We start from the raw sequence: 25,214 nt of genomic DNA, 5'->3' as shown, positions 1-25,214 counted from the left end.
CAACATGATCGAAATCGTCAGCATCATCGCCGCGGCAATCGCCGTTTCGTTCGGTGCGATCGGGCCGGCGCTGGCGGAGGGGAGGGCAGTGGCGGCGGCCATGGACGCCATCGCCCGTCAGCCAGAATCTGCCGGTACGCTATCGAGAACGTTGTTTGTCGGCTTGGCGATGATCGAAACCATGGCCATCTATTGCCTGGTCATCGCGGTGCTGGTGCTGTTCGCCAACCCGTTCATTCAGTGAGCGTGGCGACCCGATGAAGCTCGATTGGTGGACCCTCGGCCTGCAGCTGATCAACGTCCTGGTATTGATGTGGCTGCTGTCGCGTTTCCTGTTCAAGCCGATTTCGCAGATCATCGCCGAACGGCAGCGTGTGGCAGCCGAGCTGCTCGATCAGGCCGCTGCGGCGAAGGCCAATGCGCAAGCGCTTGATGCCAGTGCCCAGGCGGCGAATGAACAGGTGGCGCAGACGCGTGCGGCGGCGCTTGAGGCTGTACAACAGGAGGCTGACGCCATGCGCACCAAACTGTTGCGCGAGGCCCAAGCGTGCGCTGCGGACAGTCGTGAAAAGGCGATGCAGGCGCTGCAGGACGACCAGCGCGCGTCACGTCGACGGGTTGAGGCGGATGCCGCGCGGCTGGCGCTCGATATCGCCGGAAAATTGCTGGCGCGCTTGCCGGCGGATGCTCAGGTCAGCGGCTTTGTCGAAGGGCTGGTGGCCGAGTTGGCGCGACTGCCGGAGAACCTTCGCGACGGTCTTCGCCAGTCGGCACCGCGATTTGAGCTGCATGCGCCGCGCCCACTTTATGAAGCCGAGGTCGCCCAAATCCAACAGGCGCTTGCCACCGCACTGGACCAGCCGGTGACGCTGGACGTCTTGGTCGATGCCTCGCTGGTCGCTGGGCTGGAGCTGACCGGAGGTGCGGTGGTGGTGCGCAACAGTTTTCGTGCCGATCTGGACCGTTTGAAGGACCAGCTGCTGGACGCCGAACATGCCTAGCCATGAATACAACGCTGACGACTGGCTCGCACGAAGCCGTGCAGTCCTTGACCGCGTCCGGCTCGGCGCCGAGGTCGGGGAAGTGGGCCGGGTCGAACAGGTGGGTGACGGTATCGCGCAGGTTTCAGGGCTGCCCGGCGCGCGCCTTAATGAATTGCTGCGCTTTGACGGCGCCGGTTTCGGTTTCGTCCTGACGCTCGACGCCGAGCGTATCGGTGTCGTGTTGCTTGACGAAGCCGGCACCATTGCCGCCGGGTCGCGTGTCTATGGTACCGGCGAGGTACTTCAGGTGCCGGTTGGCCCCGAACTGCTGGGCCGTGTGGTGGACCCGCTGGGGCGGCCGCTGGACCGAGACGAGCCGATCGAAGCTCGGCAGTGGCTGCCCATTGAACGGCCGGCGCCCGCCATCATTGATCGCGACCATGTGCGCGAACCGGTGGAGACCGGCGTGCTGATCGTCGATGCGCTGTTTGCGATAGGCCGCGGCCAGCGCGAACTGATCATCGGCGACCGCGCCACGGGCAAAACCTCGCTGGCCATCGATGCCATCGTCAACCAGAAACACACCGAACTGATCTGCGTCTATGTGGCTGTTGGCCAGCGCGCCAGCGCAGTGCAGCAGGTGATCGAGGCCGTGCGTGAGCACGGCGCGGCGGAGCGTTGCGTGTTCGTGGTCGCGTCGGCATCCGCCTCGCCCGGCATGCAGTGGTCCGCCCCCTTCGCCGGTTTCAGCATCGCCGAGTACTTTCGCGACCGCGGCCAGCATGCATTGATCGTGCTCGACGACCTCAGCAAACATGCCGCGACCCATCGCGAGTTGGCCTTGCTGACCCACGAGGCGCCGGGCCGCGAAGCCTACCCGGGGGACATCTTCTACCTGCACGCACGACTGCTGGAGCGAGCAGCCAAGTTGTCGGCAGAGCTCGGTGGCGGCTCGCTGACCGCTTTGCCGATTGCGCAGACCGAGGCGGGCAACCTGTCGGCCTACATACCGACCAACCTCATCTCCATCACCGATGGCCAGATCGTTCTGGACAGCCACCTTGCTGCCGCCAACCAACTGCCTGCGGTCGACGTCGGGCTGTCCGTCAGCCGGGTCGGCGGCAAGGCGCAGGCACGGATCCTGCGCGACGCGGCAGGACGGGTACGCCTGGAGTACTCCCAGTTCCTCGAGCTGGAGTTGTTCACCCGGTTCGGCGGGCTCAGCGACAACCGGGTAAAGGCGCAGTTACAGCGCGGCGAGCGCAGCCGGGCGCTGTTTGCCCAGCCACGGTTTGCCGCCTTGCGCCTTATTGATCAGGTGGCCCTGCTCGCGGCGTTGTCCGACGGAGTTTTCGATGCTCAGCCGGTCGCCCTGTTTAAGTCCCTGCGCGCGCGTCTTCCATCCTGGCTGGATGCGCGGGCTACTGCGTTATCCCAGGAGGTCGAGCGCAGTGGTCAGCTGAACGATGATCAGCGCGCCACGCTGATAGCTGAAGTCGCGGCCTTGTGTCGCGAGCTGGCGAGTACCGCGACGTGAGCAGTCGCCTCGGGGAGTTGGCCCAGCATCTTGAAACCACCCATGAGCTGGCCGGCGTGATTGGCGCCATGCGCGGGATTGCGGCAGCCCGCTCGCACGAGGCACAACAGCGCTTGACGGGTGTTCGGGCCTACGCCAGTACGCTGGGCGAGGCGATCGGTAAAGGGCTTGGGCTTCTCGATGAGCTTGATCGGCCTGCTACGCCGCAAAACGGGGCGCAGGCTCATCTGTTGCTGGTGCTCTGTGCCGAACAGGGCTTTGTTGGTACCTTCAACGACCGCCTGATCGACGCCGCGGCCGATGGCCTGCAGCGCTTGCCGGGGGACTTGCTGGTGGTGGGGGCGCGTGGTCAGGTCAGTGCCGCCGATCGCGGGCTGAAAACGGTCTGGTCGGCGCCCATGGCGGTCCATCCGGATGAGGCCCAGGCGCTCGCGGGGCGCATCGCCGAGGCGCTCTACAGTCGATTCGACCCGAAGCGGGTGACTCGCGTTTCGCTGGTGCACGGCATGCCCCGGCAGACCGGAAAACAGGCGATCGTCACGCGTCCACTGCTGCCGTTCGATTACTCGCGCTTCCCGGTCGAGTCAAGCGAGGGGGTGCCACGGACGCATCTCGAACGCGGTCAGCTGGTGTTGCAGTTGGCTGAAGAATACGTCTATGCCGAGCTGTGCGAAGCGCTGATGCTGTCGTGCGCCGCCGAAAATGAAGCGCGGATGCACGCGATGATCACCGCTCAGGACAATATCAGCCGTCGCCAGGACAAGTTGCATGCCCAGTTCAGTCGCGTACGGCAGGACGAAATCACGGATGAAATCATGGAGCTTTCGTCGCAGCGCCTGTTCTGAGTGTCTGCCTGGTGGGCGCCTCGATTACGCCCGGACCCAGCGCTGGCGGGCCCAGCCGCTCAATGCATCGACAGCCAGCACCATCAGCAACATGGCCAGGATTACCGTCGATGCTTGCGCCTCTTGGAACAGGCTGAGGCTCATGTAGAGCATCTGGCCGAGGCCGCCGGCGCCAACGAAGCCGAGTACGCTTGCCATGCGGATGTTGTTTTCCCACCGGTAAAGGCTGTAGGCGATGAGCTGCGGCCACAAACCCGGTAAGGTGCCGTAGCAGAACGCGGTGACGCGCCCACTGCCAGCCAGTCGCAGTGCGTCGCCTGGTGCGCTCGGTGTGTTTTCCAACGCTTCGGCGAACAATCGCCCCAGCACGCCGGCCGTATGCAGCGCCAGCGCCAGAGTTCCTGCATTCGGCCCAAGCCCGGCAGCCAGTACCATCAATGCGGCCCAGACCAGTTCGGGGATCGCCCTCAGCGCATTGAGCAGCAGCCGCGCCCCGCCTTTGCCAACCAATCCGAAACGTCCGGCCGCCGGCAGCGCCAGCAGTAGGCCAAGCAATGCTGCCAGTAAGGTGCCGATGGCCGACATCGCCAGGGTTTCCAGCGCGCCGTAGCCGATGGCGCGCAAGTGCGGCGCCGACAGGTCGGGACTGAGAAAGCCTGTGGCGTATTCGCCCATGTGCGCGAGGCCTTCGCGGCTGAACAACGCGCTGGCTTCGAGCTGCAGATAGCTAAACGATCCGAGCACTGCGATAACCAGCAGCAGCGGCAGGGCGTAACGCGAGAGCGGTTTCAGACGTACCTCCGGCGCAGCTGCTGGCTGAGCAGGTCGGCCAGCAGCACCAGCACGAGGAAGGTCAGCAACATGCTGGTCACTTCGCCGCCGGCGAACATGCGGATCGAGAGGTCCATCTGCTGGCCCAAACCACCCGCACCGACGAAGCCCATCACCACGGAGGCGCGGATAGCGCACTCCCAGCGGTAGACGGTATAGGAGAGCATTTCGCCGGTGGCCTGCGGTAGCACGCCGTAGGCGAAGGCCTGCAGACGCGAACCGCCAGCGCCAATCAGCGCGCGAGTGGGCAAAGGATCGACCGACTCGAAAATTTCCGCATAGACCTTGCCGAGCATGCCGGCATAGGTGATGGCAATGGCCAGTACCCCAGCGGTAGGCCCGAGGCCGACAGCGCGGACGAAGAGCAGTGCCCAGACGATCTCAGGGACGCTGCGTAGCAGAATCAGCAGCCCTCTGGCTGGCCAACGCAGCGCCTGCGCCCACCAGTGAGGACGACCGCCGCGGCTGACCGCTGAGATCGACAAGGCGCGGGTCGCCAGCAGGGCGCAGGGGATGGCCACGGCGAGGGCCAAAGTCATGCCGGCTGTCGCGATGGCGAGCGTTTCCAATGTTGCGCGCCCGAGCAGGCGCAAGAACGCGGCATCATGAGCCGGAGGCCAGAATCCGGACAGGAAACTGGCCATGATCTCGGCGTTGCTGCCATCGAAGAGCACACCGATATCCAATTCGCTCAACGACAAGCCCGGCCACAGCAGCGCCAGTGCCACGAGGGTCAGCACCAGGCGTGAGCGGGCGGCGGGGTCGCGCTGGGTGAAGACCGGGTTCAGCATCGAGGAATTTGCAGCGGCTGGCCGGGCATCGCCTGCACGACCGCCGCACTGCCCAGTTGCTCATTGGCATAGAGCGCTTCGAGTTCGGCCGGCATTACCTGGCTGGACGGCTTGTCAAAGAGGATGCGGCCATCGCGCACGCCAATCACCCGAGGAAAATGCTCCAGTGCCAGCTCAACGGCGTGCAGGCTGGCCAGTAGCGTCGCCTGGCGGCTCATGGCCTCGCGGTTGAGCACATTCAGTGAATAGGCAGCGAGCACGGGATCCATCGCCGAGACCGGCTCGTCTGCCAGGATCAGTTCCGGGCTTTGGTAAAGCGCGCGTGCGATGCCGACTCGCTGCAGCTGCCCGCCAGAAAGCTGGTCGCAACGCGCATAGAGCTTGTCCGCCAGATCCAGCTTGCCCAGCGCCTGCGCAGTGCCATCCTTGTCCAGCGGATAGACCAGGCTGAGCAAGCTGCGTACCAGTGACCATTGGCCGAGCCGACCGGCCAGCACCGAGGTGATCACCCGTTGCCGCGGCGGCAGCGGTGGCGCCTGGTGAATCAGGCCGATACGTGAGCGCAGCTTCTGCCGGGCACCTGCTGAAAGCGACCAGGGGCGGTCACCGAGCACGTCCAGTTGTCCTGTGACCGGTTCTAGATGAGTGGCAAGCAGGCGCAGCAAGGTGGTCTTGCCTGCGCCCGAGGGGCCGATCAGCGCAACCCGCTCGCCCTGAGCGATCTGCAGCTCGATATCGTGCAGTGCGATCTGTCCACCGGCATGGCGATAGCTTACGCCGGCCAGCCGCAAGGCGGATTTGGCCGGGGACTCTTCACTCTCGAGCAAGCCAGCAGACGTTGTTGCATGGCTCATTCAAACGCACCCACTTACCCTGGCTTCAGAAACACGGGAGGCAGAGGTGCTACGGCTAGCTGGGCTCACTTCAACAGGCCAGCGGCGCGCGCAGCTTCCTCGATGCCTTCGTAATTTTCCGGGCGCGTTTCGATGAAGCGCGTAGCAGCCTGAAGATCTAGGATCTTCTTGTGCTCCGGGTTATTCGGGTCGAGGTTGAGAAACGCGTTTTTAATCTTCTCGGCCAGTGCCGGCTCCAAGTTGCCGCGTACTGTCCAGTTGTAGTCGTAGTAGGGCGGCGTGGTGGAAATCACCCGCACCTTGTCAGTGTCGACCTTGCCAGCCGCGACCAGCTTGTCCCAAACCGAGGCGTTGAGTACGCCACCGTCGGCCTTGCCAGCCTGAACCCAGGCGGCCGTGGCGTCGTGCGCACCGGAATAGGCGATGCGTTTGAAGAACTGCTCGGGATCGATGCCGTCCTTGATCATGAAGTAGCGCGGCATCAAGCTGCCGGAGGTCGAAGACACGGAGCCAAACGCAAAGGTCTTGCCTTTCAGGTCCTGTAGGGTCTTGACCTCAGGATCGGCAGTGATGAATTTACTGGTGAATTTCTCGTCCTGTTCCCGCTGTACCAGCGGGATCGCATCGCCGGTCTTCAGGTGGGTCTGGACGAAGGTGAAGCCGCCGAGCCAGGCCAGGTCGAGGCGGTCGGACGCGAGGGATTCGACCACCGCAGCGTAATCGGAAACCGGGGTGAACTTGACCGGCATGCCCAATTCTTTCTCGAGGTATTCGCCCAGTGGTTCGAACTTGCGGATCAGCTCGGTCGGGGCTTCGTCGGGAATGGCCGATACGCGAAGGACGTCGGCAGCATGGGTGGTGGCAATAGACAACGATAGGGCAAGGCCGGTAATGGCTGCCAGGGTGCGCTTCAGCATTGTGGTTCTCCGGTTCAATAGCGGAAAAAGCGCGCGGATTATAGAGGTAGAAGGCGGCGACAACGCAAGCATCTGGCCGAGATGGCTTAATCGTCCGCCGGAACGAAAGCTGGGCGCCGGGTGTAGCAGAGCTTGGTGCGCTGTCTATCCGGTCGGGTGGATGACGCCGATCAACACATGCTCAGTTCATGCAAAAACCTAAACGAGTGGTGGCGTTTAGCTATTTAAGTGCCATCAAGGGTTGATTAGACTTCGCCGCCTTCAAGGTCGAGGGTTACGACATGGGTGAGTTCAAGGAAGAAAAGCGGAAGCTTCATGCACTGCGAAAACATATCGACGTACTCCTGGCGCACGGGGCCGTTATTACTCAGCGGGATCCGCTCGTCCTCCTTGATGGCGGACAGGTGCTTCGGGTCGACCACGGTATGCTCATCAGCTATTACAAATCCCTCGCATTGATTGAGCCGACCACCGACGGGGAATGGCCGGATTCATTGCGCGAGATGGCTGCCGATCTCTGTTGCCATCAGCTCGACGAAGCCATCGAAGCCGGGCTTGAAGACAATCCGGAAAGCGGCGCCTCGGCCAAGCAAGGCCAGGCGAGCTGATGCTGAGGGTCAGCCGGCGCTAATCGCCGGCTGGACCGGAAGACCCCTATGCTTTCTGAACGCCGTGAAAACCATACATTGCGCCAGCATATCGATTGTCTGCTCAGCGCTGGAGCGAGCTTGACCGGGCGCAGTCCGATCATCCTAGTGTGATGTGCGTCACATTTAGTACAATCCGCCGCCTTCATGGATGACGGTTTTTTGATGTGAGATCAGCTCGGGACAAGCGTGTACTCCATACGCTCCGCAAACAGGTCGACGCATTGCTCGATGTGGGCGCAGTCATCGTCTCGCGAGATCCGCTCACCGTTGTTACAGCTGGCGAAACCCTGAAGATGAAGCACGGAACGCTAGTCGGCTACGCTGAGATCCTAGACATGACCGAACCGGTGGCTGATCACGAATGGCCAGAGGTTTTGCGCCAAATGGCTATCGATCTCTGCATCAAGCAGCTCGACCAGGCAATCGAAGCGCTGAACAACGTTAGCGCGCCCGCTGAGGCGCATCTTGCCGCCAACGACTGCGCAATCACCGGCTAATCTGCCCCTCTGCTCTCCGCCGATTCGAAGCACCCCTGTGCAACTTGCCGACTGCGGCTTTTGCTCTAGCCTGCTCAAAGCAGACATTGAAAACAGCCGGCACGACACCGCTGCGCCTGAAGCAGCCTAATCTGAATAGACGCCCGCAAACGATCTGACTGAAGGGGAGCCCATGCACAATTCAAGCATGCGCCACAGCTTCATTCCGCCCTACATACTCGACCGGATTATCGCCCACGGCTCGGAGTGGCAGCGCGAGCGGGCGCTGGAAACGCTGGTGCAGGTGCGTGCTCTGCTGCCTAATCCCGGGCCACCCAAGCGACAGCCAAGCTTCACCGTGGTGCCTAAGCGAGGTCGGCCGGGCGAGCCGCGCCGGAGCATTCACGATGCGGCACAACAGATGCTATTGCCTGGCGTACTGGCCAGAATCGAGGGGCAGTCGCCAATCGGTGATGCGGCCGTCGACGAGGCCTACGATGCGCTCGGCAAGGCCCACGCTTGTTTCTGGCAAGTGTTCGGGCGCGACTCGATCGACAATCATGGCTTTCCACTGATCGGCACGGTGCATTACGGTGTTGGCTACGAGAATGCCTTCTGGAACGGCGCGCAGATGGTCTTCGGCGATGGTGACGGCGAAATCTTCAATCGCTTTACGCTGTCACTGGATGTCGTGGCGCACGAGCTGGCCCACGGCATCATCGAAAGCGAGGCCGGGCTGGTGTATCTCAACCAATCCGGGGCCTTGAACGAATCACTATCCGATGTGTTCGGCGTGCTGGTGCGACAGTTCAGCCTCCAGCAGACCGCTCAACAGGCCGACTGGTTGATCGGTGCCGAGCTGCTGACCGACAAGGTGAATGGCGTAGCGCTACGCTCGATGGCCAATCCCGGCAGCGCCTACGACGATCCGCTGCTGGGCAAGGACCCGCAGCCAGGCCACATGCGCGATTTCATCGACACCCGTGATGACAACGGCGGCGTGCACCTCAATTCCGGCATTCCCAATCACGCGTTTTATCTCGCCGCTCAAGCCCTCGGCGGCTACGCCTGGGACAAGGCCGGGCGCATTTGGTACGACACGCTTTGCGATCAGAAACTGGACAAGGATGCGGATTTCATGGCGTTCGCCAGTCTGACCATCGCAAACGCAGTCACCCGTTTTGGTGTCGGCAGCAGCGAGGCGCAGGCGGTCAGGCAGGCATGGGCAGACGTCGGTGTTCTGGTGCGGTAGGCCCAACGAGGAGACGTTATGAAACGGTTACCAGCGCTCGGTAAGGATGCCACCGTTCGCCTTTCCAGGCAGGGCGGGTTCGCCTCGATGCAGGCGCTTTCTCGGCCACGTGAGATAGATTTCGCCAGTTGCGATGAGGAGCAGCGGGGACAGGTTTGCTCAGTCCTTGAGGGCTGCCTGCCGCTGGCGAGTGCCACCGCAGGGCTGGGTGATCGTCGTTATTACCAGATCGAGCTCCACTACCGGGAAAACGACCGAGATAACGAGTTGCTGCTGCAGGTCCCAGAAGAGCTGGCCCCCGGTGAACTGGTGCGGCTTTGGGACAAGGGCAAGGTGTTCTGACCGGTTTGGCTGCCAGCATCATTGTGGCGCTAGAATCCCATTCCCGGTATTCAAGGAGCCATCCCCATGTCTGAATTGCCCTCTCTTGCCTTCGCCGGCATCGGCCTGATGGGCTTGCCGATGTGTCGACGACTCCTCGCGGCCGGCTATCAGCTGACGGTCTGGAACCGTTCCCCCGAAAAATGTGCGACGTTGATCGAGGCCGGGGCGAGGCAGGCCGGCAATCCTGCCGACCTGTGTCGCGATGCGGACATCGTGCTGCTCTGTCTGGCCGATACTGCGGTGGTGCGAGAGGTGGTGTATGGCTCGGATGGCATCGTCGAAGGAGCAAAAGCGGGCCAATTGTTGGTCGATCATTCCAGTCTGGAGCCAGCCGCCACGCGCGCCATGGCCGCGGAACTTGAATCCCGCAGCGGCATGCGCTGGATCGATGCGCCGGTGTCCGGCGGAACGGCAGGCGCCGAGACGGGCAGCCTGGCGATCATGGCCGGCGGGCGCAGCGCGGATATCGAGCGGGTTCGACCCGTGTTGGCGCACCTCGGCCAGCGGCTGACTCACATGGGCGATGTCGGCGCCGGTCAGGTGACCAAGGCCTGTAACCAGATGATCGTCGCCTGCAACGCGCTGGTCATTGCCGAAGTGGTGGCGTTGGCCGAGCGCTCCGGTGTTGATGCCAGCCTTATTGCGCCAGCCTTGGCCGGTGGTTTCGCCGATTCCAAGCCGCTGCAGATTCTCGCTCCGCAGATGGCTGACAGCGTGTTCGAACCGGTGAAATGGCGCGTTCGCACCCTGCTCAAGGATCTCGACACGGCCGTGCAGCTCTCGCGCGAAGCAGGCGGGGCCACGCCTATGACCGGTCTTGCTGCTCAGTTGATGCGCCTGCATGGCAGCGGGGGCGAACTCGAAAATGACCCTTCTACGCTGGTCAGGATGTTCCGGGAGCAAAAGCAATGAGGATCGCTGCCAACCTGTCCATGTTGTTCAACGAACTGCCCTTGGCCGAGCGCATCATGGCCGCCCGGGTGGCCGGGTTCGACGGTGTGGAAATTCAATTCCCCTATGAGCTTCCAGCGATTCGCTTGAAAGAACTGCTTGAGCGTGCGGGTTTGCCGCTGGTGCTGATCAACCTACCGGCCGGTGATTTCATGCAGGGCGGTGCCGGGCTGGCATCGGTGCCGTCGCGTCAGGCGGAATTCGACGCTGCCCTACAGGAGGGCCTGTCCTACGCGGCGATGGCGCGCCCGATGTGCGTCAACGTGCTGCCCGGCCGGCTGGCCGAAGGCGTGACGCGTGAGCAGGCCCTGGAAACCCTGGCCGGCAACCTGCGCAAAAGCGCCGAGGCGTTCGCGTTGCTGGGTGTGCGAGTGGTATGCGAGGCGATCAATCCGTTGGACATGCCGGGTTTTCTGATCAACACCCCGGCGCATCTGCAAGCGCTGCTCGAATGCGTCGATCATCCCAATTGCCAGGCGCAGCTAGACCTCTACCACATGGCACGCCAAGGCTTGGACATCGTTGCTGGTATCCGGCTGCTTGGGGCACGGATCGGCCATGTGCAGTTTGCCGACTGTCCTGGCCGTGGGGCACCTGGCACGGGATCGGTGGCTTTCGGGCCGTTGCTTCAAGCTTTGCAAGCAGTCGGCTACGCCGGCTGGCTGGCGGCCGAGTACCGACCAGACGGTCCAGTGACCTCGGCCAGTTTTGGTTGGCTGACCGCTTGGCAGCAACGCTGAACCCTCGCATCGACCGGCATCAGCGAAAGTGATGGTCACAGACAGACGCCTGTGAGAACCCTAGAGTCAGTTCCGAGAACCGGTCGGCACGCGACCGGCGCATAACAATAAATCGAGAGCGACGTCATGCAGCCATCCAACCAAGCCGCGAACGCCTGGCGCGTCCTGTTTCTGCTGTTTCTGGCCAACCTGTTCAACTTTTTCGATCGCACCATCCCGGCGATCATCGCCGAGCCGATCCGCCTGGAGTGGAATCTCAACGACTTCCAGTTGGGCCTGATCGGCACCGCTTTCACCATCGTCTATGCGATCGCCGGTGTGCCACTGGGCCGCATGGCCGATATGGGCTCCCGGCGCAAGATCATGGGCTGGGGCCTGACCGTCTGGAGCGGGCTGACGGCGGTCAACGGCCTGGCCTGGAATTTCTGGACCTTTCTGCTGGTACGCATGGGCATCGGTATCGGTGAAGCCAGCTATGCGCCCGCTGCCAACTCGCTGATCGGTGATCTCTTTCCGGCGCACAAGCGGGCTCGGGCGATGGGCATCTTCATGCTCGGCCTGCCGCTGGGGCTGCTGTTGGCCTTTTTCACCATCGGCTCGATGGTGGAGTATTTCGGTAGCTGGCGCGCACCGTTCTTCATTGCGGCAGTGCCTGGGCTGGTACTGGCGTTATTCATCTTTTTCGTCAAGGAACCCCAGCGTGGGGCGGCGGAAACGGTAAAGGTGTCGCAGGCGCCTGTGGAGCAGCCGATTCGCAAAGTGTTCGCGATCCGCACCTTCTGGTGGCTGGTGCTGGCGGGGCTGGCGTTCAATTTCGCCACCTACGCCTGTAACGCGTTCATGGTTCCGCTGCTGATGCGCTACCACGCGGTGCCGCTGGTGGAGGCGTCGATAGCCACTGGGGTAATCGTCGGCTTGACCGGCTTGATCGGGTTGACCCTGGGCGGTTGGGTCGCGGACAAGATCCATCAGCGCTTCGCCCGTGGACGCCTTCTCTTCGCTGCCGTGAGCATGCTCATCGCCACCGTTCTGACCGGGTATGCATTGCTCGCCGGCCGGATCGACGTGGGTGTGTTCGTTGCGGTCTTCAGTATCGGCTGGCTGTTCTCCTACAACTTCTACACCTGTGTCTACACAGCCATTCAGGACGTCGTCGAGCCACGTCTGCGGGCCACGGCCATGGCCCTGTTCTTCGCCGGTCTGTATCTGCTCGGTGGCGGCATGGGCACGGTGGTGGTGGGGCTGCTGTCGGACCACTTTGCCGAGTCGGCAATGCTTGCTGCAGGTGCCAGCGAGATGAGCGAAATCTTCCGCGCCGAAGGTCTACACGGTGCGATGTACCTGATCCCCGGCTCGCTTCTTCTGACCATGGTGTTCTTGTTCCAGGCCTCTCGCACTTTCTGCCATGACGCAAAGCGCATGACGGACGGCATGACCGACTCCGCGGCCGCTGCCGAGCCGGCACTCGCCTAACGGCGCGCCACTGCGACAGCACTCGGCTGTCGCAGTGGTCTGCTTGGTTGAGGTCGCCGACGATTGGCCTGCATTTGCCGGCCGGCTCGCATAAACTGCGCGGCCGTTTTTGGCAGTCCGGACCGCACATGCACAACCCGTCCCCCGCCCGCGCCTGCGGCATCGACTTCGGTACCTCCAACTCTACCGTCGGCTGGTGGCGTCCCGACGCCGAGCCACTGTTGGCCATGGAAGGCGATCAGCAAACCCTGCCCTCGGTAGTGTTCTTCAACGCTGAGGAGCGTCGTCCGGTATACGGTCGGCTGGCCCTGTCCGAATACCTTGAGGGCTACGAGGGGCGCCTGATGCGCTCGCTCAAGAGCCTGCTGGGCTCAAAATTGCTGAAGAGCGAAACCACCGTGCTGGGCAGCGCGATGCCGTTCAAAGACATCCTCGGATTGTTCCTGAGCACGCTCAAGCAGCGCGCCGAGGACCAGGCCGGGCGCTCATTCGATGAGGTGGTGCTGGGCCGTCCGGTGTTTTTCGTCGACGACGATCCGCAGGCAGACAAGGAAGCGGCCGACACCCTGGCTGCGGCTGCCCGGAAGATCGGTTTCAAGGATGTCTCGTTTCAATACGAACCCATCGCCGCAGCGTTCGATTACGAGTCGAGGATCGATCGCGAGGAGCGCGTGCTGATCGTCGACATCGGCGGCGGTACCTCGGATTTCTCGCTGGTGCGGCTGGCACCGGAGCGGCGGCAGATCGATGACCGTCAGGACGACATCCTCGCCACCTCGGGCGTGCATATCGGCGGTACCGATTTTGACAAGCAGCTCAGCCTGCAGGGCGTGATGCCGCTGTTCGGATACGGCAGCCGGATGAAAAGCGACGCGCCGATGCCCACCAGCACCCACCTCAACCTGGCGACCTGGCACACGATCAACGCGGTGTATGCGCCAGCTTCGCTGCGTGCGCTACAAAGCATGCGCTACGACATCGTCGACCCCACCGGAATCGACCGGCTGTTCAGTCTGATCGAACAGCGCGCCGGGCACTGGCTGGCGATGCAGGTAGAACAGGGCAAGATCGAACTGACTGACCATGAACGCTTCCAGATCGACTTCGCGCGAATAGAACCCGGCCTTGAAGCCACTCTCACACGTTCTGTATTCGAAACGGCGATCGACCCCCTGCTCGAACGAATCCGCGCCAATGTCAGTCAATTGCTGATGAGTGCTGGGCTCAAGCATGAGGACATCGACACGGTCTTCTTTACCGGTGGTTCCAGCGCGATCCCTGCGCTGCGCCAGAACGTCGCCGCTTTGCTACCGCGGGCGCGCCATGTCGAAGGCAATCGCTTCGGCAGCATCGGTAGCGGCCTGGCCATCGAGGCGCGCAAGCGCTACGGTTGAATCGCCCGTCATGCCTGCTGCCTGAGCGTGGCAGCGGGCCTGAATGGGAGTTGTCATGGGCTACAAGCTGCGTCCGCAAGACCCTGCAGCCGAGGTGCGAAAAGTCGCTCGGCAGGGCATCGACAAGGCCATTGAGGCGCTGAGCGTTGCACCTGAAGAACGCGCCGAAGGGGTGCATCAGGCGCGTAAGCGGTTCAAGGAGCTGCGGGCGCTGCTGCGTCTGGTACGCAAGCCGCTGGGGGACGAGTTCCAGCGTGAAAACCATCGTTTGCGGGATCTGGGCCGCGCCCTGGCCGAGTCGCGTGATGCGACGGCCATGCTGGAAAGTTGGGATGCCCTGGCAAAGCGATTTCCGAGCCTGTTCGCCGAGGCAGATTTCAAAAAGACCCGACGTCGCCTGCAGGCGCGGGCGAAGCAGGCTGAAAGCGGCGCTACCGACCTTGATACGCGCATCGGCGAGGTCATCGATCAGCTGCAGGATGCGCGCAGCTGTGTCGACACCTGGCCACTCCAAACTAAGGGCTTCGACTTGCTGGCTGGCGGCGTCAAGCGCACCTACGCCGACGGTTGTGCTGAGCTGGCCAAGGCCCGGCACGATCTCAGCGATGAGCAGCTCCACCAATGGCGCAAGCGGGTCAAGGACCACTGGTACCAAACGCGCTTACTGGCGCCGAGCTGGCCGAAATTGATGCAGCTGCGCAGCGACTCGCTCAAGGAACTGGCAGATCTGCTTGGCGATGACCACGACCTGGCGATGATGACGGAGCTGATGCAGGCTCAACCAGCGTTGTTCGGTGACGACACACTGCGTGAGCGACTCGGCACAGCCGTAGCCGAGCGCCGCAGCGAGTTGCAGAGCGCCGCGCTCAAGCTGGGCGAGGAAATCTACGCGGAGGCACCGAAGGAGATGGTGGCGCGCTGGCAGCGCTATTGGGATGGCGCCAGCGGCTGATAGACACTGGTCTGCCCAACGAGCCAGGCATCAGGCCGCCTGGCTGTTGATCTCGTGAATCTTGAGCATTTTTTCCAGCTCGGTACGGACGAACTCATCGTTGCAGCCGGGCAGGTATTCGCGCAGCTTGCGGATCACCCATTGCTGACCGCGGTCGACGAAGGTCAGGCGCTCATCAAGCGATTCGATAGCCATCGCCTTGCCGTAAAACGCGCCGGTCTCGCGATTGGGTTCGATGTTCAGGTGGTTCATGCAGTTGAGCACCAGCCGGCAGCTGTCGACCTCGCCCTGGCGGATCTGCTCGAGTAATTTTTGCTGGGTTGGATCGTTGCATTGCTGCAGGCTTTCACCGGCGACTTTGGCCCCGGCACGCTCCGCGCTCAGCAGGTCCTGGAGCAGTTTTGCTTCCCCTTCCGAGGTGTTCAGCGGGCTCTGTTCACTCATGTCAGGTCTCCTGTTCAGCAAGCCGGTGCACGGCGGCTGCCGTGCACACTGTCGACCGAGGTCGAACGGTCAGAGTTTCTTCGCGGAGACGATCTTGACCGGCGTCAGCGGCACGTTCTGCATCATGCTGCGGTTGCCGGTCGGCACCTGGGCGATCTGGTCGACCACATCCATGCCGCGCACCACTTTGGCGAACACCGCATAGCCGAAGTCGCGGCTGCCATGGTCGAGGAAGTCATTGTCGCGATGATTGATGAAGAACTGACTAGTGGCCGAGTCGACGTTCTGCGTACGAGCCATGGCCAGCGTGCCGCGTACGTTGTGCAGTCCGTTGTCGGCTTCGTTCTTGATGGGGGCGCGGGTCTTCTTCTGGCTCAGGCCTTCGTTGAAGCCGCCGCCCTGGATCATGAAGCCCGGGATCACGCGGTGAAAAACAGTGCCGTCGTAGAAGCCGCTTTCGACATACTCGAGAAAATTCTTCACGCTGACCGGAGCCTTTTCAGCCTCCAGTTCGATCTCGATTTCGCCCATGCTGGTATTCAGCAATACGTGAGGATTCCCCGCAGCGAGCAGGTTGCCGGTGAGCAACAGTGAGCAGGCAGCAAGTACGAGTCGTTTCATGGTCTATATCCTGATATGGGTAAGCCTGGGTTAGCCCGTTCATGCAGGCCAGTGCAAAGGTGCTTCAGCGGTCGTGCGAGAGATTGCTCACCGGCTGAACAGGCGATTGCGCTTGTGCATCGTACGTCCTGATCAAGTCGATGAGAATCTGTGTGGCCGGGCCGAGTGGTTTGTCGGGGTTCGTGTAGAGGTAGAAAAGCGGCCGGCGAATGCTTCCCTGGACCAGAGGCAGCGGCTTCAGTGCACCTTCGGCCAGTTCGCGATGGATCATGTGGCGGGGCAGCCAGGCAAAGCCCAGGCCGCTGCTGACGAAGCCGACCGAAGTGGCCAGACTGCCGACCGTCCAGCGCTGTTCGGCGCCCAGCCAGCCGCTGTCGCGTGGCTGACGCTGGCCGGAATCGCGCACCACCACCTGCATTTGGCTTTGCAGATCCTGAACGCTGAGTTTGCGTTGCAGTTGATGCAGCGAGTGGTTGGGGTGGGCGACGGCGATGAATTCGACGGTGCCCAATTCCTGGCCAAGATAGCCGGTGATATCCAGACCGCTGATGGCCAGATCCGCTGTGCCGTCCTTGAGCACCTCCTCAACACCAGACAGCACTTCTTCGCGCAACCGCACTCGACAGCCGCGGCTCTGCGGCATGAAGGCGGTCAGCGCGCGGATCAGTTTGGCGTTGGGGTAGGCGGCATCGATCACCAGCCGCACCTCGGCTTCCCAGCCTTGCTCCATGTGGTGGGCCAGCTCTTCCAACTGGCCGGCCTGGTTGACCAGTTGCCGGGAGCGGCGCAGGAGTACTTCACCCGCATCGGTCAGCACCGCTTTGCGACCTTCGATGCGCAGCAGCGGCACCCCCAGCTGTTCCTGCATGCGCGCGACTGTATAGCTCACCGAAGATTGTGAGCGATGCAACATTTCAGCGGCCTGGGCGAAGCCGCCGTGGTCGACCACCGCCTGCAGGGTTCGCCATTGATCGAGGGTCACACGTGGCACTTTCATTCCATTGCTTTCCTGTTGCGTCGGTCTGGTACGCTGGCGGTCGCCAATTGGAGGAGCCCATAACAAATGAAAAGACTCTGCTTCGCTGCGCTCGTCATCTTCCCACTGAGCGCAGTTGCCGTCAGCTATCCCGTGGAGCTCGAGCAGGAGCTTAACGGCGCCGAGGTGCTGGCAAGCACCGAGACCATCGATCGCGACATGGCCGGTCTGGTGCTGCAGAACTTTGGTCAGGGCCCCGTGGAGTGTACCGCTGTGTTTCGCAATGGGCCGGAAATGCCGCGCACTCGACGTATCACGCTCGAGTCGGGGGAGGTCAAGCCCATGACCGCCAAGTTCAAGCGCGACGTGATCAAGCTACGCGTCAAGTTGACCTGCGAGCCTCAATGACGTCCGTATGACGCGCAGCAGTCACCAAGCCGGCGGTGAACGTCCGGTGGCTTTTCCTCTTGCTGACCCTCTGACGGTAGCTGCCGGTGAGCCTGTCGCCACGCTGTACAAAGACGCCGCTGCACGCGTCGAACGGGTTACTCTATGCCACGTTTTTTTCGACTTGCTTGAGGTGTCACCCTTGTTTGACCAATTCGCCCTCCACGAACGCCTGCTCAAGGCGGTCGCCGAACTCAAATTCGTCGAGCCGACCCCAGTTCAGGTGGCGGCCATTCCCCCCGCGCTGGAAGGGCGTGACCTGCGGGTGACGGCCCAGACCGGCAGCGGCAAGACCGCTGCCTTCGTGCTACCGATGCTCAATCGGTTGATCGGCGACGCCGTGGTGCGGACCGATGTGCGTGCGTTAATCCTGCTGCCGACCCGTGAGCTGGCTCAGCAAACACTCAAGGAAGTCGAGCGCTTCTCGCAGTTTACTTTCATCAAGTCGGCAATGATCACTGGCGGGGAGGACTTCAAGGTCCAGGCGGCCATTCTGCGCAAGGTGCCGGATATCCTCATCGGCACACCGGGGCGGATGATCGAACACCTCAATGCCGGCACCCTGATCCTCAAGGATGTCGAATTGCTCATCCTTGACGAAGCCGACCGCATGCTCGACATGGGGTTTGCCGAAGACGTACAGCGGCTGGTGGGTGAATGTGCCAAGCGCCAGCAGACATTGCTGTTCTCAGCCACCAGCGGCGGGGCGGCGCTGCGCGAAATGAGTACCGCCGTGCTACGGGACCCGCTGCACCTGCAGCTCAACCGCGTTAGCGAGCTCAACGAAGGTACGCGCCAGCAGATCATCACGGCCGAAAGCACCGAGCACAAAGAAAAACTGGTGCACTGGCTGCTGGCCAACGAAACCTACAAGAAAGCCGTGATTTTCACCAACACCCGCGTGCAGGCCGACCGTCTGTATGGCCGGTTGGTAGCCGAGGGCGTGAAGGCCTTCGTTCTGCACGGCGACAAGGATCAAAAAGACCGCAAGCTGGCCATCGACCGGGTCAAGGAAGGCGGGGTCAAGGTGCTGGTGGCTACCGATGTGGCCGCGCGCGGATTGGACATCGAAGGCCTGGATCTGGTGATCAACTTCGATATGCCCCGATCGGGCGACGAGTATGTGCACCGTATCGGCCGCACCGGTCGCGCCGGGGCTGAAGGTCTGGCGATCTCGTTGATCTGCCATAACGACTGGAATCTGATGTCGAGCATCGAACGCTATCTCAAACAGCGCTTCGAGCGCCGGGTGATCAAAGGGCTGAAAGGCAGCTACGGTGGCCCGAAGAACCTCAAGGCGTCGGGTAAGGCCGCCGGCACAAAGAAGAAAAAAGACGACAAGAAAAAAACTGCTGACAAGAAGGTCGCAGCCAAGCCGGTAGCCAAGCGTCCGAAAAATGCCAAGCGCGAAGCGCCAGCGTCATCGGTCGTCAGTCAGGACGGGCTCGCCCCTCTACGGCGTAAAAAGCCCGCCGCAGAGTGATCTGCAACAGCCGGGGCGGCATCGCGGCCCTGGCTCGTTCCATCTCTATCGCTCTTCTGCCGGTGCGATAGGGGCCTGCTTCTCCGCCTGCTCCACGTGCTTGATGCGCTTTTCGTAGGCTTCACATTCGCTGCCGAGCTGCTCGGCAGTCTGCTTGATCTCCATGTCGCGCAACTCTTCGTTGATCTTTGCGGCGCGCACCGGATCGCTCTCTGTCAGGGCGTTGACGCGGTCGGCAAGCTCTTTGGCCTTGGCATTGATCTGGTCAGTGGTGCATTGGTCGGCGAACACTGGCTGGCTGGCCAGCAGGGCCAGGGTGAACGGGACGATCAGACGTTTCATGGTGCGCTCCTTAATTAACGGCCTAACTGGTGGATCGCCACTGGCGCGCTTTAGTTCAGCCTTTTGCGGTTGCGCTGGATCGAACCATGCTGTGGGGGATGGGGTCCCAACAGCAATGGCCGCCATTCCCGAAGCGGCGCAACAGGAGAACGGACATGACCTACGACTGGGACTTGATGCTACGCCTGCTGCGCGAAGCGCAGAAATCCGGAAACGAGAGCTTCACGCCACGTCAGTACGCTGACGAGCATGCCCTGGCGGCGGAAGAAGCTGGTCAGCCGATGCCCAACATGGATTCCTTGAAGGCCGAAGCGCAGAACTACGAGAGCCTGCTATTCGAGGGGGGGTACATGGTGGCGCGTCCGGAGGAGGAGGGTGGCAATGGCGAGAATTTCGTGCTCACTGATCGCGGTATACGCCTGATGGAGATGCTCGAGGGTGGTGCGGGTCGAACCGAGAACCGTCGCCGTCTCGATGAAAAAGGTGAGGCGGCGTTGGTCCCGGAAGTATTCGACGGCGTCGCGACGGTAGGCTAGTACTTAAACGAAAGTCGCCCCGCAGAGGCGGGGCGCCGGTCGTGCATTACCGCAGCGGGCCAACGGCCCCGCAGGATTTGTTTGCTGCGTGCTTCTGCAATATGGGCAGCTGGGGACGAGGTTTGCCGCTTTTCACGTCCAGTGACAGCGGGTAGTCGCCCCACCAGGGGCCGGCCGCCCAGTAGGTGCTGGGAATGCAATGTTGGCCTAAGTACTTGAGCATGTTGTCCATGGCAACCACGGCTGAGGGAGAGAAGTCCGGCGCCCCGTGCTCACCAATGAAGCCGCGCAGGCGATACCTGTTCAGCCACTCGACAAAGGGTTTTGCACGCACCACCCCAATCATGGGGTCGTACTTTTCGTAGCGGTTGGTGTAATAGCCCGAGTAGTCCTTGTCGAAGTACAGGTGCGCCTCGAACATCAGGTTGTTGTTTGGGTCGCGCATCCACGGGTCCTTGACCAGCTGGGTGTTGTAAGACGGCCAGTGGAATGCGCTGGACCAGCGATCACCGGCGATGACCACCCACTTTTCAGCATCGATGCTGCGGATGCTTTTCGCCGCTGCCAGCGCGGCGGTAGGCCACTTGCCGTTGGTGGTGTGTGGCTCGTTCATCAAGCCATAGCCATAAACGGCCGGATGGCTGGCAACCTTTTGCGCAATGCGTCGCCAGGCATCGGCAAACGCGCTCACCGGCACCTCGTTGGACCCGATCATCTTGCCGTGATAGCGGTAGTAGTTATGCATGTCGAGGATGACCTGCATGTTGTATTTTTTCGCATGGTCGAGCGTCGTCAGCATGCGGCGGAGTTCGACGCTGTTCAGCTCACCGTTGAGCCTTGGCTGAATTCGCTCCCAGCGAAAAGGCAGGCGGACCAGTTTCAGGTTGCGCTCTGCGTAACGCTTGAAGTCGGCTTCGCCTGGGTAGATGTACTGCTTCAAGTACACCCCCGGAAGCCCGACATCTGCCCCGAACTCTGCCCCGGCTAAATTGATCCCGACCAGATTGATTGGGATTTCCGGTACTGCGTTTCCTGCCGCTGGCGTGTCGCCGACGCCTGGGCTGGTGCTGCTGAAGCCGGTGCTGCTGACCGAGAGGGTGCGGGGATAGCCCACCGCTTTGCCGTTAATGGGCCCGCCATCGACCATGACAGTCATGTTGCCGCCGGAATGGTAGATCAGCTTGATGGTGCGCACCTGGCCATCGAAGAAACGAATCTTCGCGCCCTTGTGGAAGGCCGCCTTGTTCTCCGCCGTCGCCTTGACCGAGACGCCGACGAACTTGCTGGTGTTGTAAACACCGTTGACGAAATCGCCGCCGTTAAAAGCATTCAGCGCAGTAGTCAGGGGTGTAGACGACGCGTTGTTCGAAGGTGGGGTGACCACTGGGGCCGTGGGCTCACTCGGTGCTGCTGTGGCGTTGGAGGAGAACAGCTTGTTCGGATGCCCGAGTTTGCCGTTCAGCGCTGCGCCCGAAAGCATCACGCTCATGTTCTTACCGGACACATACACGGCGTTGATCTTGCGCAGCTGCCCGTCAGCCAGTTTTACCGAGGAGCCGACCTTGAATGCCGAACGGTTCACGTTGCTGGCGGGAATCGAGAAGCCAGCCGACTTGCGCCATACCCCATTTAACCAGTCGTTGTTGGTGTAGTTGTTGATGGCGGTGCTGTGGGCCGAGGTGCTGCTGACCTGGTCGCTACTGCTAACCGGAGGTTTCCCATTGGCCACCGAGGTCGTGCCTAACGCCGCAACGGTTTTCGGATGACCATTTTTCGACGCGTTGAGGGTCGCTCCGGAGAGCATCAGGCTCATGTGGGCGCCGGAGTAATAGATCACCTTGATGGTGCGAACCTGACCGTCGCCCGTTCTGACCTGAGCGCCTTTCCTGAATGCTGCTTTGTTGGCCGCCGTGGCCGGTATGGACAGGCCGGCCGACTTACGCCAGCTGCCTTTGAGCCACTCTGGGCCGGTGAAGTCATTGACCCGAGCCGTGGCGATTACCTGTTGGGTAGTTACCGTGGCTGTGGCTGCGTGAGCAAGCTGGATTGGGCTTAAGCCTATCGCCGCAGCGAGCAGCGCGGCACTGAGTAGCACGTTACGTGTGCAGACCGTCGTTTTGACGAGCATTGAAATCTCCGGAACTTAATACGACAAAGGGCTTAACCCTTTAAAAAGTGCGGAGGCATCCAAGGACCCATGCATCGAACGAAGCACCGACCACTGACGCCACCATGCAACGCGTTGACGCGCCGGAAGTATCGTGGCGTCGCGTGCATAGTCTTTATATAGAGGCAGGATTAATTACTGAAGTTAAATTGGCGCCATTAAAAGCTACTAACGCAGTGGTGCTTAATAAATTTCCCTATATAGCCACTATTGGATGGCAATTAAATATCAAATTGATTCTATCAATTAAGTAATTGAATTTATTGTACTTATACCTGCGTAGAGTATTTTCACGAGCTATTCGGTGAGTTTTCTGCCGCTTCGCTTACATGCCTCGCTTATCGCGCTCGGCTTGTTTCAAAGTGTTTCAAAACTGACGATCCTGAGTTTCTGCTCATGGAGATGCGCTGCTGTTAAGCGTCAGCACTGTGTTGTAGGCGAGGAGAGTCGGTTCTCAGCGAACGTGCTGCAAACTGTCGACGGTCAATTCCAGCGCTTTGCGCATATCCAGGCGGGCCGAGCGGCCAATGTCCTGGTTGTCGAGCCGGTAGCTGCGTTCCGAAGGAAGGATCGGCGCTGTCAGGTCGTCGCCCTCGACGGCTTCGAAATCGCTGTTGCGGCCGATGGTTAACGCGCTTCGGCGCAGCAGTTCACGCAGCTGTTCCGGCTGGAGGGCCGGGTTGATCGACAGCATCGCACCGACCACCCCGGTGACCATTGGCGTGGCGTACGAGGTGCCGCAGTGCACTTCGCCACGCTTGCCAGGTTCCAGCGTCGCGGCTCGGGTACAGGCTGACGCGGTGATGTCGACGCGCATATCGATGTTGGAGGAGGGGCGCTTGGTTACGTAGGAAGGATGCTCGACCGGCACGTCCCTGGTGAAGTCACGCTGGTGCGCACCCACCACTAGGAGTTGTTCGGTGATGAACGAGGACGGCAGGCGGTAATCGTCCTGGCCGGAGTGGGCCGAGCCATTGCCCGCCGAGTTCACCACCACTACGTCTGGATGCTCGCGGCGCAACCAGAGGAAGAATTCTTCGAGCAGCTCTTCGTAACCGCTCATCGCGATACCGGAGCGCACCAGTGAATCGATCTCCTCGCCGTCCACATCGAGGGTGCCGACGCGATGAATACCCCAACTCCAGTTCAACACCCTCACGCCGTCTTCGACCATATTGACCGAGGCCGCAACGTTGGCGGTGATGCCTGCGTCCGAATTGCGCTCGACGATGACCTCGAAGCCTGAACTCACCGGCTCCAGCGCGCTGAGAAAGCCGCTGTCGCCAGGATCGACGCTGCGTGCCGCAAGGATGCCGGTGACACTGGTGCCGTGGTCCGCAGGGGAAGCCGCATCACGGGCATAGACGCAGGTTCGCGGCTTGGTCGGGTCGCAAGCGCCGAGGTAGCCGGCGAACTCGGGTGAGTCGAAGTCGACGTCGCGTTCGACAATGCCGATACGTACCGGGTGGGTGTTTATTGGTGGCTTTGTCGCGGGCAGCCGATGCAAGTAAAAATCCACCGCATCAAGAAAGCGGTTGGCGACCCATTCGCTGGTGCGCGGCTTGCTTTGCTGGTCTTGTTCCAGTGGCTCCTCGGCGCCGGACTCCTCGACGACTACGGCATCCACACTCGTCTCGCTGCCCAGGCGCAACACCAGTGCGTCGCGCTCGGTCAGGTTCTTTGCGGGCAGCCGCAGCTGGTAGGTATTGAGCGGGGCAATGGCGCCCACCACTTCGGCACCATACTTCGTCGCTAAGCGTCGCGACTCCTCTAAACCGTCGTGGTCTTCTTCGATGATCACGCTAACCAGATCGACGTAGGTGGTGAGGCCGTCCATATTCTTGGCGACTGCCTCGGGGCCGGCGGCCAGCACGTGGCTGCCATTGAGCGTGAGCCAGACCGAGTTGCTCCGCCGCCCACTCTGTTCCAGCCAAAGAGGACCGCTCTGATGACCGCCCGGACTCAGGGTCAGGCGCAGCCGGCCGTTATCTTCCTGACGGATATCGACTGCATCGCCACTCAACCTCACTTCAAGGGGGCTTGAGTCGAGCCCTTCGCTACGCAGGCAATAAGTCAGCGTTTCGTTGGAAAACAGATCACCGCAGCGCTGCAGATCCTTTATTCGCAGCGGTTGCTCCGCGGCCGCTGCGGTGGCCAGGCCATAGCTCAAAATGAGCGCGGTAAGGGGGAAGGTAAATAACCTCACGGACGGCGTTGCAGGTAATGCACGCTGAATAACTCCTGCGCATCGGTCCACTGGCCACTGCAGTCGAAACCAGCGCTATTGGCCAGATCGGCAAATGATTGCAGGGTGTACTTGTAGGAGTTCTCGGTATGCAGACTTTCGCCGGCATCGAAATGAAACCGCCGACCCTCAATCGTCACATCCTGCGCCTCACGGCTGATCAGATGCATCTCGATTCGTGAGTCCTGTTCATTGAAAAACGCCTGGTGGGCGAAGCGCGAGGGGTCTATGTCGCTGTCCAGCTCGTGACGAATGCGCTGCAGAACATTGAGGTTGAACGCGGCGGTGATGCGCGCGCGATCGTTATACGCGGCCTCCAGCACGCTGCGTTCCTTGACCAGGTCGACGCCAATCAGCACACCGCCGCCAGGCGGAAGAATTTCGTGCAAATGGCCGAGCAGCTTGCGCGCCTCCAGAGGCGTGAAATTACCGATGCTGGAGCCTGGGAAGAACACCAGCGGATGATGCAGGGTGAAGTCGTCCGGTAGCTTCAGCTCATTGGAGAAATCAGCGCAGGCGGCGTGCACTTCGAGCCAAGGGTAATCTGCGGCCAAACGCTGGGTGCTGGTCAGCAGAAAGTCTTCGGAAATATCGATGCCCAGGTAGCTGACCGGACGCAACCCTTCGAGCAGCAGACGTACCTTGCGGCTGGCACCGCTGCCGAGCTCGATGAGGTCGGTTTGTGGTCCGGCTATCTCGAGGATGTCGTTCGCCGCGTCGGCGAGAATTTTCTCCTCGGTGCGGGTTACGTAGTATTCAGGCTGCAGGCAGATCTGCTCAAACAACTCCGAACCGCGACGATCGTAAAAGAACTTTGGCGAGATCCGCTTGGGTGACGCAGCGAACCCCGCTAAGGCCTCGTCACGCAGCGAGGTGTCGTGGGTCGGCTGGGTCTGGTCATGAAAATGGACGGCTAGTGCCAT

General features: G+C 61.6%; 27 protein-coding genes. 16 read left to right on the top strand and 11 right to left on the bottom strand.

All coding sequences use genetic code 11. The features are described 5' to 3' along the window. Positions 1-4 precede the first annotated feature (4 nt). From AAGW23_RS09390 to AAGW23_RS09375, 4 genes are read left to right on the top strand one after another with little or no spacing between them, the layout of a single operon-like run. A complete protein-coding gene (locus AAGW23_RS09390; RefSeq protein WP_219807516.1) occupies positions 5-244 on the top strand; it encodes a F0F1 ATP synthase subunit C in 240 nt (79 codons plus the stop codon). Positions 245-257: 13 nt separating this feature from the next. Beyond that, on the top strand, positions 258-1,001 hold the full coding sequence (locus tag AAGW23_RS09385; protein WP_342406205.1) for a F0F1 ATP synthase subunit delta: 744 nt from the start codon (positions 258-260) through the stop codon (positions 999-1,001). Further along, positions 994-2,520, top strand: a complete 1,527-nt coding sequence (locus tag AAGW23_RS09380) for a F0F1 ATP synthase subunit alpha (protein WP_342406203.1) — start codon at positions 994-996, stop codon at positions 2,518-2,520. The genes AAGW23_RS09385 and AAGW23_RS09380 overlap by 8 nt, the downstream gene beginning before the upstream one ends. Then, the gene (locus AAGW23_RS09375) at positions 2,517-3,365 is read left to right on the top strand and encodes a F0F1 ATP synthase subunit gamma (RefSeq protein WP_342406202.1); all 849 of its coding nucleotides are present in this window, start codon (positions 2,517-2,519) and stop codon (positions 3,363-3,365) included. The genes AAGW23_RS09380 and AAGW23_RS09375 overlap by 4 nt, the downstream gene beginning before the upstream one ends. A 24-nt stretch (positions 3,366-3,389) precedes the next feature. On the opposite strand, the gene phnE is transcribed toward AAGW23_RS09375, so the two are convergent. From phnE to AAGW23_RS09355, 4 genes are all read right to left on the bottom strand, one after another. After that, positions 3,390-4,157, bottom strand: coding sequence for a phosphonate ABC transporter, permease protein PhnE (gene phnE / locus AAGW23_RS09370; RefSeq protein WP_342406238.1), 768 nt, complete (start codon positions 4,155-4,157; stop codon positions 3,390-3,392). After that, complete coding sequence (locus AAGW23_RS09365) at positions 4,154-4,987, bottom strand: phosphate/phosphonate ABC transporter permease (RefSeq protein ID WP_342406201.1); 834 nt, start codon at positions 4,985-4,987, stop codon at positions 4,154-4,156. Before AAGW23_RS09365 ends, phnE begins: the two co-directional genes overlap by 4 nt. Continuing rightward, positions 4,981-5,841, bottom strand: coding sequence for a phosphonate ABC transporter ATP-binding protein (locus AAGW23_RS09360; RefSeq protein WP_342406200.1), 861 nt, complete (start codon positions 5,839-5,841; stop codon positions 4,981-4,983). Before AAGW23_RS09360 ends, AAGW23_RS09365 begins: the two co-directional genes overlap by 7 nt. Before the next feature lie 65 nt (positions 5,842-5,906). Further along, on the bottom strand, positions 5,907-6,758 hold the full coding sequence (locus AAGW23_RS09355) for a putative selenate ABC transporter substrate-binding protein (protein WP_342406198.1): 852 nt from the start codon (positions 6,756-6,758) through the stop codon (positions 5,907-5,909). Between the two features lie 281 nt (positions 6,759-7,039). On the opposite strand from AAGW23_RS09355, the gene AAGW23_RS09350 reads away from it, so the two are divergent. The 9 genes from AAGW23_RS09350 to AAGW23_RS09310 all read left to right on the top strand — a co-directional run bounded on the left by AAGW23_RS09350 (position 7,040) and on the right by AAGW23_RS09310 (position 15,030). Next, positions 7,040-7,366 (top strand): hypothetical protein, encoded by a 327-nt coding sequence (locus tag AAGW23_RS09350; RefSeq protein WP_342406196.1) that lies wholly within the window; start codon positions 7,040-7,042, stop codon positions 7,364-7,366. A gap of 206 nt (positions 7,367-7,572) precedes the next feature. Next, entirely contained in the window at positions 7,573-7,905 is a 333-nt protein-coding gene (locus tag AAGW23_RS09345; RefSeq protein ID WP_342406195.1) for a hypothetical protein, read from the top strand. Positions 7,906-8,077: 172 nt separating this feature from the next. Further along, complete coding sequence (locus AAGW23_RS09340) at positions 8,078-9,136, top strand: M4 family metallopeptidase (protein ID WP_342406193.1); 1,059 nt, start codon at positions 8,078-8,080, stop codon at positions 9,134-9,136. 18 nt (positions 9,137-9,154) lie between these two features. After that, positions 9,155-9,478: a protealysin inhibitor emfourin gene (locus AAGW23_RS09335; protein ID WP_342406192.1), complete on the top strand. Its 324-nt coding sequence runs from the start codon at positions 9,155-9,157 to the stop codon at positions 9,476-9,478. Positions 9,479-9,544: 66 nt separating this feature from the next. Then, positions 9,545-10,432: an NAD(P)-dependent oxidoreductase gene (locus AAGW23_RS09330; protein WP_342406191.1), complete on the top strand. Its 888-nt coding sequence runs from the start codon at positions 9,545-9,547 to the stop codon at positions 10,430-10,432. Next, positions 10,429-11,211 carry a hydroxypyruvate isomerase family protein gene (locus AAGW23_RS09325; RefSeq protein ID WP_342406190.1) on the top strand — a complete coding sequence of 261 codons (783 nt, stop codon included), beginning with the start codon at positions 10,429-10,431 and terminating at the stop codon, positions 11,209-11,211. Before AAGW23_RS09330 ends, AAGW23_RS09325 begins: the two co-directional genes overlap by 4 nt. 126 nt (positions 11,212-11,337) lie before the next feature. Then, entirely contained in the window at positions 11,338-12,684 is a 1,347-nt protein-coding gene (locus AAGW23_RS09320; RefSeq protein WP_342406189.1) for an MFS transporter, read from the top strand. A gap of 128 nt (positions 12,685-12,812) precedes the next feature. Beyond that, on the top strand, positions 12,813-14,078 hold the full coding sequence (locus tag AAGW23_RS09315) for an Hsp70 family protein (RefSeq protein WP_342406188.1): 1,266 nt from the start codon (positions 12,813-12,815) through the stop codon (positions 14,076-14,078). 55 nt (positions 14,079-14,133) lie between these two features. Further along, entirely contained in the window at positions 14,134-15,030 is an 897-nt protein-coding gene (locus tag AAGW23_RS09310; protein ID WP_342406187.1) for a CHAD domain-containing protein, read from the top strand. A gap of 30 nt (positions 15,031-15,060) precedes the next feature. Here the strand turns inward: AAGW23_RS09310 and AAGW23_RS09305 are convergent, their stop codons facing one another. From AAGW23_RS09305 to AAGW23_RS09295, 3 genes are all read right to left on the bottom strand, one after another. Beyond that, entirely contained in the window at positions 15,061-15,474 is a 414-nt protein-coding gene (locus AAGW23_RS09305) for a DUF6306 domain-containing protein (protein WP_342406186.1), read from the bottom strand. Between the two features lie 69 nt (positions 15,475-15,543). Then, the gene (locus AAGW23_RS09300; protein WP_342406185.1) at positions 15,544-16,095 is read right to left on the bottom strand and encodes a peptidylprolyl isomerase; all 552 of its coding nucleotides are present in this window, start codon (positions 16,093-16,095) and stop codon (positions 15,544-15,546) included. A 64-nt stretch (positions 16,096-16,159) separates the two neighbouring features. Then, positions 16,160-17,092, bottom strand: coding sequence for a LysR family transcriptional regulator (locus tag AAGW23_RS09295; protein WP_342406184.1), 933 nt, complete (start codon positions 17,090-17,092; stop codon positions 16,160-16,162). Positions 17,093-17,158: 66 nt separating this feature from the next. On the opposite strand from AAGW23_RS09295, the gene AAGW23_RS09290 reads away from it, so the two are divergent. Both AAGW23_RS09290 and AAGW23_RS09285 read left to right on the top strand, forming a co-directional pair. Further along, the gene (locus tag AAGW23_RS09290) at positions 17,159-17,479 is read left to right on the top strand and encodes a 3-phosphoglycerate kinase (RefSeq protein WP_342406183.1); all 321 of its coding nucleotides are present in this window, start codon (positions 17,159-17,161) and stop codon (positions 17,477-17,479) included. 181 nt (positions 17,480-17,660) lie between these two features. Then, complete coding sequence (locus AAGW23_RS09285) at positions 17,661-19,001, top strand: DEAD/DEAH box helicase (protein WP_342406237.1); 1,341 nt, start codon at positions 17,661-17,663, stop codon at positions 18,999-19,001. Between the two features lie 45 nt (positions 19,002-19,046). Here the strand turns inward: AAGW23_RS09285 and AAGW23_RS09280 are convergent, their stop codons facing one another. Further along, complete coding sequence (locus tag AAGW23_RS09280; RefSeq protein WP_342406182.1) at positions 19,047-19,343, bottom strand: hypothetical protein; 297 nt, start codon at positions 19,341-19,343, stop codon at positions 19,047-19,049. 155 nt (positions 19,344-19,498) lie between these two features. Here AAGW23_RS09280 and AAGW23_RS09275 point away from each other — a divergent pair, with 155 nt between their 5' ends. After that, on the top strand, positions 19,499-19,879 hold the full coding sequence (locus AAGW23_RS09275) for a transcriptional regulator (protein ID WP_342406181.1): 381 nt from the start codon (positions 19,499-19,501) through the stop codon (positions 19,877-19,879). 46 nt (positions 19,880-19,925) lie between these two features. On the opposite strand, the gene AAGW23_RS09270 is transcribed toward AAGW23_RS09275, so the two are convergent. From AAGW23_RS09270 to egtD, 3 genes are all read right to left on the bottom strand, one after another. Next, positions 19,926-22,007, bottom strand: coding sequence for a glycoside hydrolase family 5 protein (locus tag AAGW23_RS09270; RefSeq protein WP_342406179.1), 2,082 nt, complete (start codon positions 22,005-22,007; stop codon positions 19,926-19,928). A gap of 493 nt (positions 22,008-22,500) precedes the next feature. Further along, complete coding sequence (locus tag AAGW23_RS09265; RefSeq protein WP_425540820.1) at positions 22,501-24,219, bottom strand: S8/S53 family peptidase; 1,719 nt, start codon at positions 24,217-24,219, stop codon at positions 22,501-22,503. 29 nt (positions 24,220-24,248) lie between these two features. Next, positions 24,249-25,214, bottom strand: a complete 966-nt coding sequence (gene egtD, locus AAGW23_RS09260; RefSeq protein ID WP_342406178.1) for an L-histidine N(alpha)-methyltransferase — start codon at positions 25,212-25,214, stop codon at positions 24,249-24,251.

The organism is Stutzerimonas chloritidismutans (genome assembly GCF_038562055.1).
Taxonomy (GTDB): Bacteria; Pseudomonadota; Gammaproteobacteria; order Pseudomonadales; family Pseudomonadaceae; genus Stutzerimonas; species Stutzerimonas chloritidismutans_A.
This window is presented reverse-complemented; position numbering and strand designations above follow the sequence as displayed.